This window comes from Uliginosibacterium silvisoli (genome assembly GCF_036017035.1).
GTDB lineage: Bacteria > Pseudomonadota > Gammaproteobacteria > Burkholderiales > Rhodocyclaceae > Viridibacterium > Viridibacterium silvisoli.
Genome location: NZ_JAYXHS010000002.1, coordinates 595,697 through 609,126 on the forward strand (window position 1 = coordinate 595,697; position 13,430 = coordinate 609,126).

The 13,430-nt window shown below is 63.0% G+C and carries 14 protein-coding genes; 8 read left to right on the plus strand and 6 right to left on the minus strand.

The genetic code is table 11. The annotated features are described in order from the left end of the window. Positions 1–14 precede the first annotated feature (14 nt). The 3 genes from tadA (at position 15) to VVD49_RS12335 (ending at position 1,969) form a co-directional block, all read left to right on the plus strand. Positions 15–497: a tRNA adenosine(34) deaminase TadA gene (gene tadA / locus VVD49_RS12325; RefSeq protein WP_327599479.1), complete on the plus strand. Its 483-nt coding sequence runs from the start codon at positions 15–17 to the stop codon at positions 495–497. Positions 498–565: 68 nt separating this feature from the next. Next, positions 566–1,522, plus strand: a complete 957-nt coding sequence (locus VVD49_RS12330) for an LD-carboxypeptidase (protein ID WP_327599480.1) — start codon at positions 566–568, stop codon at positions 1,520–1,522. 21 nt (positions 1,523–1,543) lie between these two features. Continuing rightward, complete coding sequence (locus tag VVD49_RS12335) at positions 1,544–1,969, plus strand: GNAT family N-acetyltransferase (RefSeq protein ID WP_327599481.1); 426 nt, start codon at positions 1,544–1,546, stop codon at positions 1,967–1,969. A gap of 26 nt (positions 1,970–1,995) precedes the next feature. Here the strand turns inward: VVD49_RS12335 and VVD49_RS12340 are convergent, their stop codons facing one another. Together VVD49_RS12340 and ygfZ are read right to left on the minus strand one after the other, a co-directional pair. Continuing rightward, a complete protein-coding gene (locus VVD49_RS12340) occupies positions 1,996–2,313 on the minus strand; it encodes a DUF4936 family protein (RefSeq protein WP_327599482.1) in 318 nt (105 codons plus the stop codon). Continuing rightward, positions 2,313–3,350 (minus strand): CAF17-like 4Fe-4S cluster assembly/insertion protein YgfZ, encoded by a 1,038-nt coding sequence (gene ygfZ, locus VVD49_RS12345; protein WP_327599483.1) that lies wholly within the window; start codon positions 3,348–3,350, stop codon positions 2,313–2,315. The genes VVD49_RS12340 and ygfZ overlap by 1 nt, the downstream gene beginning before the upstream one ends. 245 nt (positions 3,351–3,595) lie before the next feature. Here ygfZ and mltG point away from each other — a divergent pair, with 245 nt between their 5' ends. From mltG to VVD49_RS12370, 5 genes are all read left to right on the plus strand, one after another. Then, a complete protein-coding gene (gene mltG / locus VVD49_RS12350; RefSeq protein WP_327599484.1) occupies positions 3,596–4,597 on the plus strand; it encodes an endolytic transglycosylase MltG in 1,002 nt (333 codons plus the stop codon). Then, on the plus strand, positions 4,594–5,211 hold the full coding sequence (gene tmk, locus VVD49_RS12355) for a dTMP kinase (RefSeq protein ID WP_327599485.1): 618 nt from the start codon (positions 4,594–4,596) through the stop codon (positions 5,209–5,211). The genes mltG and tmk overlap by 4 nt, the downstream gene beginning before the upstream one ends. Then, on the plus strand, positions 5,208–6,263 hold the full coding sequence (holB, locus tag VVD49_RS12360) for a DNA polymerase III subunit delta' (RefSeq protein WP_327599486.1): 1,056 nt from the start codon (positions 5,208–5,210) through the stop codon (positions 6,261–6,263). The genes tmk and holB overlap by 4 nt, the downstream gene beginning before the upstream one ends. A gap of 54 nt (positions 6,264–6,317) precedes the next feature. Continuing rightward, entirely contained in the window at positions 6,318–6,677 is a 360-nt protein-coding gene (locus VVD49_RS12365; RefSeq protein ID WP_327599487.1) for a PilZ domain-containing protein, read from the plus strand. Between the two features lie 87 nt (positions 6,678–6,764). Then, complete coding sequence (locus VVD49_RS12370; protein ID WP_327599974.1) at positions 6,765–7,535, plus strand: TatD family hydrolase; 771 nt, start codon at positions 6,765–6,767, stop codon at positions 7,533–7,535. A gap of 95 nt (positions 7,536–7,630) precedes the next feature. Here VVD49_RS12370 and VVD49_RS12375 read toward each other — a convergent pair whose 3' ends face one another. The 4 genes from VVD49_RS12375 to panB all read right to left on the minus strand — a co-directional run bounded on the left by VVD49_RS12375 (position 7,631) and on the right by panB (position 13,409). Next, positions 7,631–9,604 (minus strand): WD40/YVTN/BNR-like repeat-containing protein, encoded by a 1,974-nt coding sequence (locus VVD49_RS12375; protein WP_327599488.1) that lies wholly within the window; start codon positions 9,602–9,604, stop codon positions 7,631–7,633. 282 nt (positions 9,605–9,886) lie between these two features. Then, a complete protein-coding gene (locus VVD49_RS12380; RefSeq protein WP_327599489.1) occupies positions 9,887–11,101 on the minus strand; it encodes a pectate lyase in 1,215 nt (404 codons plus the stop codon). Between the two features lie 432 nt (positions 11,102–11,533). Next, positions 11,534–12,529 (minus strand): phospholipase A, encoded by a 996-nt coding sequence (locus VVD49_RS12385; protein ID WP_327599490.1) that lies wholly within the window; start codon positions 12,527–12,529, stop codon positions 11,534–11,536. A 64-nt stretch (positions 12,530–12,593) separates the two neighbouring features. Beyond that, positions 12,594–13,409, minus strand: a complete 816-nt coding sequence (gene panB, locus VVD49_RS12390) for a 3-methyl-2-oxobutanoate hydroxymethyltransferase (protein WP_327599491.1) — start codon at positions 13,407–13,409, stop codon at positions 12,594–12,596. Between the last annotated feature and the right edge of the window lie 21 nt (positions 13,410–13,430).

The window sequence follows — 13,430 nt, forward strand, 5'->3', positions numbered from 1 at the left end:
TGGGGCAAACGGAGATGCAGCCGGAAAGCCGCGAACGGGCCGAATATTTCATGCGCGAAGCACTCGCGCTGGCACGAGAGGCGGGCAGTTTTGACGAGGTGCCGGTGGGGGCCGTCGTGGTGCTTGACGGGCAGATTGTCGGTCGTGGCTACAACCAGCCGATTTTCAGCAGCGACCCGACTGCGCACGCCGAAGTCATGGCCCTGCGCGATGCGGCCCGGAACCTCGGCAATTACCGCCTGCCGGGCTGCGATCTCTATGTGACCCTGGAGCCCTGCATGATGTGTTCCGGCGCGATCATGCATGCGCGCATTGCCCGCGTGGTTTTCGGAGCACGAGATGCCAAAACCGGCGTGGCGGGCAGCGTGCTGGATCTCTATGCCGAGACGCGCCTGAATCACCATGCCAGCATTGAAGGCGGCGTGCTGGCCGAAGAGTGCGGTGGCCTGCTGTCGAGTTTCTTCGCGGCCAAGCGCCAGCGCACGTCCTTGGCATAATCGGCTGCTTGCCCTTTCGTCCCCCAGGTGGCGTTCTGCCACATGTCGCGGTGTAAGCTTGCCGGGCCATGAAAACCAGAGCCAGCCAAGTGCCCCCCGTGCAAGCCGCTGCGGCGGTCAAACCCGTGATCGCTATCGTGGCGCCCTCGGCCTTTCTGCCCGAAATCGAGTCTCTCGATCGCGCTGTTGCGGCCATGCAGGCCCAAGGCTGGGAACTGCGCTACGACCGCGCCGCATTGATCGGGCGTAGCGAACGCTTTCCCGCACCGGACGCCGAGCGCATCGCCGCGCTCTATGCCGCGGCCGAAGATCCGGAAGTCAACGTCGTGATGGCCTTGCGCGGTGGTTACGGCATGAGCCGGCTGCTGGACGATCTCGATTTCTCGCGCATCGCCGCGGGCAACAAGCTGTGGGTCGGGCATAGTGACTTCACGGCGTTCCAGCTTGCGTTGCTGCAGCACACCGGCCACGCCAGCCTGGCGGGCCCGATGGCAGCGACGGATTTCGGCGGCGAGCATCTCAGTGCTTTCACGCTCGCGCACTTTCGCCGCTGGTTCGAAGAGGCCTACGACAGCGTCGCAGTGCCGGTCGCACCCGGCTGGACAGGCGAAGTCTCCGGTCTGCTGTGGGGCGGCAATCTCACCATGCTCGCGCATCTGGTCGGCGGCCCGCATTGCCCGCAGATTTCCGACGGCGTGCTGTTCATCGAGGATGCGGGCGAAACGCCATTCCGCCTCGAGCGCCTGTTGTATCAGCTTTGGCACGCGCGCATTCTCCAGGCGCAGCGCGCGATCGTCTTCGGCCAGTTCGGCGACTATCGCCTGACGGAGCGGGACAACGGTTACGACCTTGGCGATGTCATTGCGCACTGGCAGGACAAGCTCGGGGTGCCAGTATTTTCCGGCCTGATGCATGGCCATGTGACCGACAAGCTGAGTCTGCCCGTCGGAGGCTATGCACGTCTGCGTGCGGATGCTTCAGGCTACGCGATGGAGTACGGCTTCCGGCAGGATGCACTTCCGTGAACCGACGGCAGACTTGAACCGATGGCGCAATTGACTCTTCAGGCCGGGGATTGGCGTGATCTGGGTGCCCGGGCTGCGGCGATCCGGCACGAGGTTTTCGTGGTCGAGCAGGGCGTGCCCCTCGACCTCGAAATGGACGACATGGACGAACAGGCCATGCACGTTGTCGCCTGGGATGCCGCCGGCGAGGCCATCGCGACCGGGCGCATCCTGCGGGACGGGCACATCGGGCGCATTGCCGTCCGCGCCGCATGGCGCCGCCAGGGCGTCGGCATGCGGGTGATGGAAGTCCTGTGCAAGGCTGCCCGTGATCAGGGGCTATTGGCCGCGTGGTTGAACGCCCAGCTGAGCGCGCTGGCGTTCTATCAGGGCCTGGGTTTCGTTGCTGCGGACGAAACTTTCATTGAGGCAGGCATCCTGCACGTGCAGATGCGCAAGTTCCTGTGAGCGGGCGCTGCCGAGCTGCGTAGAGCTCAGGCAGGGGGCGGTTGAAGACGCGCGCTGCCGGGTTCGTCCATTTCCTGAAACTCTTCGATGTGGCGTTCCCCGCGCAGCAAGGCGCTGAGCCCGCTGCGCTCACTTGCGGCTTCGAGCGCGGCGCGGAAGCCTGCGCGGTCAGTGACGCCTTCGTAGGTCTCCATCCACGTCCCCGGGTCGTCCACGCGTCTCGACAAGCGTCCGGTGATGCCTTCGCTGTGTTGCAAGGCTTCGAACAGGCGACACACTGCAAGGCGCGCGGCCTCGTCCTGCGTTGCTTCCAGCTTGTAATAGACGTAGAAGCTGACCCGCATCAACTCACGACATAGGGCAGCTTGCCGAAAGTCAGCAGAGGGCCTTCGAGTGAGCCGAGGTGAACCTGTGCGCCCTCGAAGCTGGCGATCTGCAATACAGCCAGCGCGTCGAAACCGCCTTGTGGTGCAGGCGCGACGGAAAGCAGCTTGCCGCAGGCTTGATCGCCGAATTCGGGCGCAAACAGATCGCTGCCGGGGGCGGGAGCCTCGGCGACATCGAGATGCGCGAGATACATGCGCTTCTTGAGCTTGCCGAGATATTGCGTGCGGGCAACGATCTCCTGTCCGGGGTAGCAACCCTTCTGGAAATTCACGCCGCCGATCACCTCGAAGTTGATCATCTGGGCAACGAACTCATCTTGCGTCGTGGCGGTGATCTGCGGCACGCCGGCCTGGATTTCGAGCCAGCGCCAGGCAGCCGTGCCGGCAGGCTTGGCGCCACGGCTGGCGAGCTTCTGCCACAAGCTAGCGGCCTGGCCGACGGGGACGATCAGCACCATGCGGCTCGCGTCGACACGCACCACCTGTACCGTGCCTTGCGAGACGGTGAAGACTTCCGGTGGCAGCGACACGCCTGCTGCGTCGAGCGCCGCAGCCGCGTCGGCGCCTGCCACGCCGATCAGCGCGAATTCGGGAGTGATGTCGCTGAGGCGCACCTTGGAGCGCATCACGTACATCGACAGCTTCTTGTGGATTGCGGCCAACAGGTCGGTCGACAGCTGCAGCAAGTAGCCGGTGTTGTCGCGCCACAAGGTGAAGTTGGCCAGCATGCGGCCCTTGGGCGTGTTGAAGCTGGTGTATTGCGCGCCGTGCAGGGGCAGTTTCTTGACGTCGTTGGACAGCAGGTTGTGCAGGAAGACGGCCGTGTCTTCGCCTTCTGCGCGGATCAGGCTGGTGTGTGTGAGCGGGACGAGCACGGTGCCGGATGCTGCATGTGCAACTTCGGCGCGTTCGTCGCCAAAGTGCACAACGCCTGCAGGACCCTCTTCAAAACGGGCGCCGATTTCATCGAGAAAAACTAGCCAGGGGGACTGCATGGTCGTGAGCTTCCTGCTGCAAGAAACGGTGGGAAAGCAGATGGGGTGTTTCAGCTATTATAGGCGCCGCACGCCCCATGCCTGCGTGATCACTTTGGCACTAATTGCGGCACCCCGGTTCCCTGTGCGTGCCGATGTTGCAATTGTTGATCTTGCAACAAGTTGCTGCGACCGCGGTTTTTTCTCCGCCGTATTTCTTCGCAGTGTTTCCTGTTTTCCGCTTCATGTTCTGTTGACCTCGTCTCATGCTCCGACTGTTTTCTCGTTTGTTCTGGTGGGGCATCGTCTGCGCGATTGTCGTCGCGGGTCTGGCCGTCTGGTATGCGCTGCAACCGCTGTCGCAGCGTGCGACGGTGCTCGATGTCGAAGTCGCACGCGGCGGCACGATGCGCGATGTCGCGCGCCAGATTTCGCAGCAGGGCATCGACGTGTCGCCGACCTTCCTCGTGTGGGCCGCACGGCTGAGTGGCCGTGCCAACCGCATGCAGGCCGGCAACTACCGCATCGAGCAGGGCATCACCCCCTGGGGGCTGATCATGTTGCTGTCGAGCGGCTCGACTTCCTATGCACAGGTCGCTTTCATCGAGGGCTGGAATTTCCGCCAGTTGCGTGCCGCGCTCGACGCGATGCCCGATCTGAATCACGACACGCTCGGGCTGTCCGACGCCGATGTGCTGGCAAAACTTGGCATGCAGGATGCGAGTCCTGAGGGCCTGTTCTTCCCCGATACTTATTTTGTTTCACGTGGCGTCAGTGATCTCGAGGTCTTGCGTCGTGCGCATGAGCAATTACAGAAAGTGCTGGATCGCGAATGGGCGCAGCGCTCGCCCGGCCTGCCGGTGAATACCGCCTATGAAGGCCTGACGCTGGCGTCGGTGATCGAGAAGGAAACGGGCACGGCCGCCGACCGTGACAAGGTGGCTTCAGTGTTCGTGAATCGTCTGCGCATCGGCATGCCCTTGCAGAGCGACCCGACGGTGATCTATGGGATCGGCGTGAATTTTGATGGCAACCTGCGCCGTCGTGATCTGCAGGCAGACAACCCCTACAACAGCTATACGCGACGCGGCCTGCCGCCGACGCCGATCGCCATGCCGGGTCTTGCTGCCATGCGTGCGGCTTTCAATCCGGCGCGTACCGACTTCCTCTATTTCGTGTCGCGAGGTGACGGCAGCAGCCAGTTTTCGCGCTCGCTGGAAGAGCACAACCGTGCCGTGGCGCGCTACCAGAAAGGCAAGGGACGATGAGTCGGGGACGCTTCATCACATTCGAGGGCATCGACGGTGCGGGCAAGAGCACGCAGATCGCAGCCGTGGTCGAGCGTGTGCGCCAGCGTGGTCACGAAGTCGTGCAATCCCGTGAACCGGGTGGCACGCCATTGTCGGAAAAGCTGCGCGAGCTGGTGCTGCACGAAACCATGAACCTCGAGACCGAGGCCTTGCTGATGTTTGCGGCGCGACGCGAGCATCTGGCAGTCGTCATCGAGCCGGCGCTGGCGCGTGGCGCATGGGTAGTCTGTGATCGATTCACCGATGCGACCTATGCCTATCAGGTGGGCGGTCGCGGCTTGAGTGACGAGAAGTTCCGCACACTCGAAAGCTGGGTGCATCCGCAGTTGCAACCCGACCTGACTTTTCTTTTTGATGTTGATCCGGCCGTGGCTGCGCAGCGTATCGCGCAAGGCCGTAGCGATACGGATCGTTTCGAGCGCGAGCAGCGCGACTTCTTCGAGCGCGTGCGCGCAGCCTATCTGCGTCGCGCGGAAGAGAGTGGCGGGCGCATCGCCGTGATCGACGCGGCACGTGCGCTGGATGTCGTGACCGCCGACGTGCTGGACGTGCTGGGTTCGCGTTTGTCATGAGCGTCGCGGCTGATCTCCCGCCCTGGCTGATGCCTTTGTGGGCGCGCGCGTTCTCTCAGGGCGCGCGTCTGCCGCACGCCATCCTGATGGCCGGAGCGCCCGGTAGTGGCAAGCGTCTGTTCGCCGAGAAGCTGGCGCAGAGCCTGTTGTGCGACAACCGCGATGCACAGGGCTTTGCCTGCGGCGTGTGCGGCTCCTGCGGCTGGTTCGGTGCGGCCAACCATCCGGACATGCATCGCATCGTGCCGGCCAGCGAAGAGGCCGAAGACGAAGCCGAAGCTGAAGACAGCGGCAAGAAGGAAAAGAAGAAGTCCGACCAGATCCGCATCGACCAGCTGCGCGACATGCAGGCCCTCATGGAAATCAGCGGCCACCAGGGCGGTCGGCGCGTGGTGCTGATCGACCCGGCCGAGGCGATGAATCCCGCTGCGGCCAACGCCTTGCTCAAGAGTCTTGAAGAACCGCCGATTGATGCCGTATTCCTGTTGGTAACGCATGCGCCGCGGCGCTTGCTGCCGACGATCTGCAGCCGCTGCCAGGTCTGGGATTTTCCGGTGCCGGACCCGGCGGTTGCAACGCAGTGGTTGCAAGCGCGGGGAGCCAAGAGTCCGGACGCCGTGCTCGGCTTTGCCAGCGGCCTGCCGCTCGCGGCGCTGACATTTGTTGAGGGGCCGCTCGCGGAGGCCCGCCAGCGTTTCGCGAAAGACATGCTTTCCTTGCCGAAGACCGACCCGCTGAAGCTGGCAGGGCAGTGGGAGACCTGGCTCAAGGGCAAGGATGCCGACAAGATGGGCCTGTCGATGAGCTTGCTGGTGGGCTGGTTGCAGCGTTGGCTGTCGGACGGCGCAAGGCTGGCTGCGGGGAGCAGCGCCCGGTTTTTCCGTGATTTCGCACCACAACTCGGCGCGCTGAGCGCCGGGCGCAGTGAAAACTGGATCGCTTGTTACAATGAATTGCTGGCGTATCGCCGCGTGGCGCAGCACCCCTTGAACGCACGGCTGTTTCTCGAAGACGTGTTGTTGCGGGTAGCGCGTGGGACTGGCGGTAAATAGGTCTGTGCAATCCAGGGCAGCGTGGGCTGCTCGTCATCTGAATCGAGGTCGTGAATGGAAGCTCGTCCCGCCGTTGCCCGCCCCAGCGTGATGTCGCTGAACATCAACTCGCGCTCCGCGCTGCATGCCGCCTACATGCCTTTTGTGAAAAACGGCGGCCTGTTCATTCCCACGCCCAAGACCTACAACCCCGGCGACGAAGTCTTCCTGTTGCTGCAATTGATGGACGACCCGGCCAAGCTGGCGATCAAGGGCAAGGTGATCTGGATCACCCCGCCGAATGCGCAGAACGGCAAGACCCAGGGCGTTGGCGTGCAGTTCGCCGCGGATGAAGGCGGCCAGCAGGGCAAGATCAAGATCGAGCAGGTGCTGGGTGCAGCGCTTGGCTCGAATCGTCCGACGCATACGCTTTAAATGCAGTGAAGAGTCATGAGTGAGGAGGGATGAGTGTCCTCGCTCTTTCCTCCTCTCTCCCCACTCATCTCTCCTCCCTCGCCTCACATGTTCATCGACTCCCACTGCCACATCGACTTCCCCGATCTCGCGGAACAGGGTTCAGCCTTGTTCGAGCGCATGGCGGCTGCGCAGGTGACGCAGGCTGTGTGTATCGGGGTGAGCCTTGAGAACATCGAGCGCGTGCTGGGCCTGGCCGCAGCCCACGACAATATCTATGCGTCGGTCGGCGTGCACCCCGAGCATACGGAATGCGAAGAGCCCAGCGTGGCGCGCTTGCTGGCGCTGGCGGACAACCCCAAGGTCGTGGCCATCGGCGAGACGGGACTGGACTACTACTGGCACAAGGACAAGCCGGAATGGCAGCGCGAGCGCTTGCGCGTGCACATCCGTGCGGCGCGTGAATGTGGCAAGCCGCTGGTGATCCACACGCGTGATTCCGCGGAGGACGTACTGCGCATCCTGCGTGAAGAAAATGCGCAGGAAGTGGGCGGCGTGATGCACTGCTTCACCGAGACGCAGGAAGTGGCGGATGCCGCGATTGAGCTGGGCTTCTACATTTCCTTCTCGGGCATCGTGACCTTCAAGAACGCCACGCAGATCAAGGGCGTGGCGACCAACATCCCGCTGGATCGCCTGCTCATCGAAACAGACTCGCCTTATCTCGCGCCGGTGCCATATCGCGGCAAGATGAACGAGCCTTCGTATGTACCGCATGTTGCCGCTGAAGTGGCGAAGCTGCGCGGGATCAGCGTCGAAGAGCTTGCCACCGCGGCGAGCGCCAATACGCGCCGCCTGTTTGCGGGAATGGCAGCGTAGGGTGGAACTCCTTTGGAGGTTCCGCCAGCCGCCGCAAGGCGGCTTCACCCAGCGTACGTTTTGACCCTGACCCGGCGGAGTTCCGCCTTGCCAATCTACTCCGGCAATACCACGCGTACGATGCGTTCGCCCGTGACCACCAGCGAGTTCGTGGCGCTATCCAGCGCGACCCGGTTCACGTGCGCTTTCGTATGCAGGGGAATGGCTTCCCAGTTCTTGCCATCGTCTTTAGAGCGCAGCAGGGTGCCGTCGCGGCCGGGTACGTAGATGACGTTGCTTCGGGTGTCGACCAGCGGTTTGCGCAAGATGGATTGCGTCCCGCTCGGCATGCTCTGCCAGCTCGCACCATTGTCCTCCGAGCGCAGTACCGTGCCGGCGCGGCCGAAGGCCAGCAAGGTCTTCGCAGGCGTGCGCACCATGAACGCCATGCTCGTGTCGGCCGCGACCGGTGCCTTGCGCCAGGTCAGGCCGCCGTCATGCGAGTCCATCATGAGGCCCTGACCCATGACCCACACGGCATTGTCCCGCGGCTCGGCGTAGATGCCGGTCAGGGGCCCTTTGAGTGGCTCTGCCGTGGTGTGCCAATGACTGCCGCCGTCGTCCGAACGGAGCAGCACGCCGTCGGCGCGTGCTGCGATGAATATACCTTTGCCCAGCGCCGCGACCTGATCGATTCCGTTACCGGCTGCCGCGTCGGTGGTGCTCCAGGTCTGGCCGGCATCTGCCGAGCGCAGCACGGCGCCGGGGTTGCCGACGGCGATGAGCGTGTCTGAATCCGGATCGGCAACGATCTGTTTCAGGAAGCTGTCGCTTGCGTTCGCAACAGGCTGGGTGGCTTGCCAGGTGAGGCCGGCGTCGCGGCTGCGCAGGAAGGTGCCGACCGGGCCCACTGCAAGCAGCACCTTGTTGCGCGGTTCGTAGATGAGTGACTGCAGGAAAACGGGCGACTTCATGCCGGGGTTGATGACCGACCAGGTGCGCCCCGTGTCCGTGGAGCGAAGCATGAGGCCGACATCGCCAATGGCGATGAGCGCATTGCTTTCGGGCACGGCGAGCAGGTCGCTGACGTAGCGCGCGAGGTCGGGCCGCGCTTCCGTCCAGCTGGTGCCGCGATCCACGCTGCGCAGCATGAGCCCGCCACCACCGGCCGCGACGATGGTTCCACCAGCATCGCCGATCGCCAGCGTGTTGAGCCGACTGGTCCAGGCATTGCCGTGACTGAGTGTCCAGCTGGCGCCGCCATCGCGCGAGCGTGCGATTGTGGCGCGATGGCCGACGACGGTGATATCACCCGTCTGCGGGTCGGCCGATATGCCGCTGAGATAAGCATTGTCGACGACTGCTGCGATCTTCCAGCTATGACCGCCGTCGCTCGACCGCAGTACCTGGCCGCGCGCCGTGGCGAGCAAGGCTTGTTTGCGATGAACGTCGTAGCCAGCCGCCGAGATGAATTCGGTATTGCCTGTCATGGCTTGCCACATGTGCTGCCCGTCATCGTCCAGGCCAATGATGCCGCCGTTGGCCCACAGGGCAAGAATGCCGCCCTTGCCGGGCAGTGACAGGAAGCGGGCGATGCCCGCTGACATATGGGTTTTCAGCGTGTTCCAGTGCTCGCCGCCATCGGTCGAGCGCAGGAGGGTGCCTTGTGCGCCGCCGGCGAGAAGGATGCCGCTGCTGGTTTCGCCCATGGCCAGCAAGGGCACCTGGCTACCCGTGGCGATGGCGCGCCAGCTCAGTCCATTGTCATCACTGCGCAGCACAGCACCGGTGCCGCTCGTGGCAAGCCAGGCATTGCTGCGGGCGTGGTACATCAGCTTTGTCACGAGATTGCCGGCCGGGGTCGCGACTGGCGCCCAGCTCAGCCCGGCATCGACCGAGCGCAGCAGCAGACCGGACGCAACGGCCAGCAGGACACCTTCGGGACCGGCGACAAACGCATTGATTTCCGGCGAGCCGCTGATAGCCACTTGCTGCCAGTGCTCGCCCGCATCGGTGGAGCGCAGCAGGGCGCCGTCCTGTCCGCCGGCAAGCATGAGCTTGCTGCTGGCATCGCCCCACAGGGTGAGCATCTCGGCGCTGAGAACTTGTGTCTGCTCGAGCGCGCGGGGCCGGGATGCATCTGCCGCATGGCCAGGAAGGGCGGCGCAGATGAGTAAGCTCAGGAGCGCGGTACGAAGCGTCTGTCTCATGGATTGCCTTGTTCTTGTTGCCGGGTCTCGTCGCAGGCTATCGCAACCGGAGCTGGGATCATGGCGCGATCAATCCGTCGGCAGGAAAAAGCCCCCGGCTCGTGAAAGCCGGGGGCTGAAGCGGGCTTTCGCCCGAAGACACACGGTGATGACTGGTGATGGTCAGAACGAGGTCACGTCCGTCGTCTTGACGTTGCAAGACGAGGTGTTCCACAGCTGACCGATGTTGGTCGATGCATTGTGGGTACGCGAACCGACGTAGGCGTCGCAGACCTTCGGCGTGCTCTTCACGCCATCGCTCGACAGCTTGTAGTCCTGGATCTTGATGTTGCGCAGGATGGCAACGTCAGGCACTTGCTGTGCGCTTGGAACACTGCTGTCCCATTGCGTGTTGATACCGACGATGGTGCTGATGCCAGGGCCGCTGGAGCGCGTCACACGGTCAGATGCAACGTGCTTGACGGTCAGGCCGTCCATGTCCAGGGTACGTGGGCCGCCGTTGGCCGAGCAGTCACCGCAGGTGCGCAGGATCTTGCCGGAGCTCGACAGGCTGCCGTCGGTGTCGACCATGATGGCCGTGAAGTTACGCACGTACATCTTCGAGCCGACAGCGTTGTCCTGGAAGAACTTGTCGGGCTTGTTGCCGTCGATGGCCAGCGAGTCGAGGTTCTGGTACGCCGTGCTGTTGAGGATGCTGTAGGTGCCGCCTGCGCTGTAGTTGCCCGCAGCGTGTTCGCACACTTCATCCCAGGTCACGTTGTCCAGCGTGCAGTTGCCTGCCAGGCACGAGATGCCATGGCCGCCAGCGCCTGCCTTGATGTGCAGGTTCTTCAGCACGGCGCCATTCTGCAGCGAGATGACGGCGGCCTGGCCTTCGTCATCGCTCAGGCAGGAGGTGCCGAGGGTCTTGCCACCGCAGTCGACGGTCACGCCGTCAAGCACGGCACCGGCCACGCAGGCGCTGCTGCCTGCCGACGAGGCGGCGCTGCTGGAGACGCTGGAAGCGACGCTGGACGAACTGCTGGACTTGCTCGAGGACGAGCTGCTGGCCACGCTGGAACTGGAGCTCGATTTGCTGGAAGACGCGCTGCTTGCGACGCTTGACGAGCTGGAGGTAGCGGTCGGGCCGACCGAGCACCAGGCGCTCTCCGAGAAGCTGTTCGACGGGAACAGCGAGGTCGAACAGGTGAAGTTGCCTGTCAGGGTTGCATAGACGAAGGAGCCGGACTTGCCGAGCGCGACAGTGTGCGTGCCGCTCATGGTGCAGGCGCTGCCGACCTGGGCGCATTTCGTGTAGCCGGATGGATAGTCGGTTGCGGCGTGGGCACCCGCAACGCTCAGCGCAGCGGCGGCGCCGATGAGGATCTTGCGAATCATGTTCTGAGTCTCCGTTCTGTTTGAAGCGCCCTTGAAGGGCGTCTGACAACAAAAGTTGTTCATCCAGACTTTTGTTGTTGGGGGCGACTATGCTGATCCGCGACGAGACTCGTCAATACGCGAAAGACGAAAATACGAGTTCTTAACTATTATTTACGTCGTATTTGTTGTTTGTGTTGTTTTTGGGTTTAGTGTGTTGTTTATAAAAGCCTTTCCCCGCGCTGCCACTGTCGCCAGCCTGTGATGAGGAGGGTAAGTGCAGGCCTGAGTTCAAGCCGCAGATGTACGGATGAACTGGAAAGAGGCATGACGCGGGATGGAGCAATTCGCCGCGAGAGGGCGTTTTCGCGATTTGGACGAGGCGGCAGCCGCGTGCCCTGCGGGGCCGAGAACGCTGGGCCGTACTGTTGGACAGCACGGCCTGGTGTGTTGCTACAAGCCGTAGGGTAGCGAGTAGCCGATCCCGAAGGTTTGATGGCGCTGGTTGTAATCAATCAGGCTTTCGCCATAGCCGTTGAAGTACTGCAAGGAGAAGCCGGATGTGAAGCGGCCGGTCAGGAACGGCACCGGGATGTCGAGCTGGATCGAACGCTTGCGTGCCAGCAGCGAGTAAACCTTGCCGTTGAGCCAGTACTTCAATTCCAGGTCACCGTAGCCCAGATAGCGCGTGATGTCCGGGTTGTCGTCGTCGTTGCTTTCGGGGATGCGGATCCAGGGGCGGATCAACAAGGCCAGGCTGCCGTTGCCGACGGGCTGCTCCATGCCGAGTTGCGCATAGACGCGGTTCCAGCTGCGCGAGCGCGGTTTGGGTTGGCCGTTGGATTGATGTACCAGGCCGAAATTCAGGAACTGCGGCGCCATCGGCCAGCCGGGTGCATCTTTCTCCGACAGGTCGTAGGAGTAGATGAACTCGGGCTCGTAGTTGCTTTCGCGGAACGGCCGCGAGTTCTCCGTATCGTAAACCTGCCAGTGTGATTGCTGCGTGTAGGCCAACCACCATGAATGCTTCGATTCATTGTTGGTGAAGGGCAGGCGCGACTTCACGCTCAGCTGGAATTTGAGCTCGGCCGCGTCGGTCGAGGTGGGGGCGGAGAGCGTGTTGGCCGCATTGGGGCTGCTTGGCTGCTCGTTCGGCGATTTGCTGATGGCCCAGGGCAGGATGTAGTTCTGCTTGTACTGGCGGAAAACCGTGCTGCGATCAGCCTGTTCGTCGTCGGCGCGCCACAGGTTGCGCAGATGGGCTGGTTTCGGCGGGTCAGGCAATGCTGAAACCTGCAAGGTGCCGCCTTCGGCCTCCGCAAAAGCCTTGTCATAGCACTTGAGACGAACTTCGTCTGTTTCGCTACCGCGCAATTTGAAGCATTGCGCCAGGGTCGTGATGTCAGGGCTTGCGGCGCGTGCGCCAAACGCCAGGAATACCAGTGTCACTGACGTCGCCAGTGTTGCAAAACGCCTCCCTGCCCGCATCCAGAACCCCTTTGTCATGAATCCATCAATAGGTGTGCTCCGCTAACGGGAAGCCACCATTTTTTACATCGTGCACGTAAGTGGCGACAGCAGCCTCGATGCTTTCTGCGCCAAGCATGAAGTTGCGCACAAAACGTGCCTTATGTCCGGGGTAGATGCCCAGCATGTCGTGCAATACCAGCACCTGACCGTGGGTGCTGGCACCTGCGCCAATGCCGATGGTCGCCATGCTCGTGAGGCTGGTGGTCAGCGTCGCGGCCAGCTGCGCAGGCACCATCTCCAGCACGATCATCGCGGCGCCTGCGGCTTCCAGCGCCCGTGCATCAGCCAGCATGTCTGCCGCGCTCTCGTCCGTCCGCCCTTGCACGCGGTAGCCGCCAAGCTGGAAAACAGATTGGGGAGTCAGCCCGATGTGCGCGCAAACCGGTACGCCGCGCTCGACGAGAAAGCGCACTGTCTCGGCCATGTAGGCGCCGCCTTCCAGCTTGACCATGTGCGCACCGGCCGCCATCAGCTTCGCGGCGTTGTGCATGGCTTGCGCCGGGCTCTCCTGATAACTCCCGAATGGCATATCGGCGATCAGCCACGGGCGTTTGCAGCCGCGGGCCACGCTGGCTGTGTGATAGACCATGTGCTCCAGCGTCACGGGCAAGGTGCTGTTCTGTCCCTGCAGCACGTTGCCGAGCGAATCGCCCACCAGCAGTACGTCGACGCCGGCGCGCTCGCACAGTGATGCGAAGCTCGCGTCATAGCAGGTCAGCATGGCGATCTTTTCACCAGCGGCGCGCATCTTGCCGAGGTCATGCAGGGTGATGGAGCGGATTTCTGCCTGGGCGCTCATGATGGCTCCTTGATTGCGTTC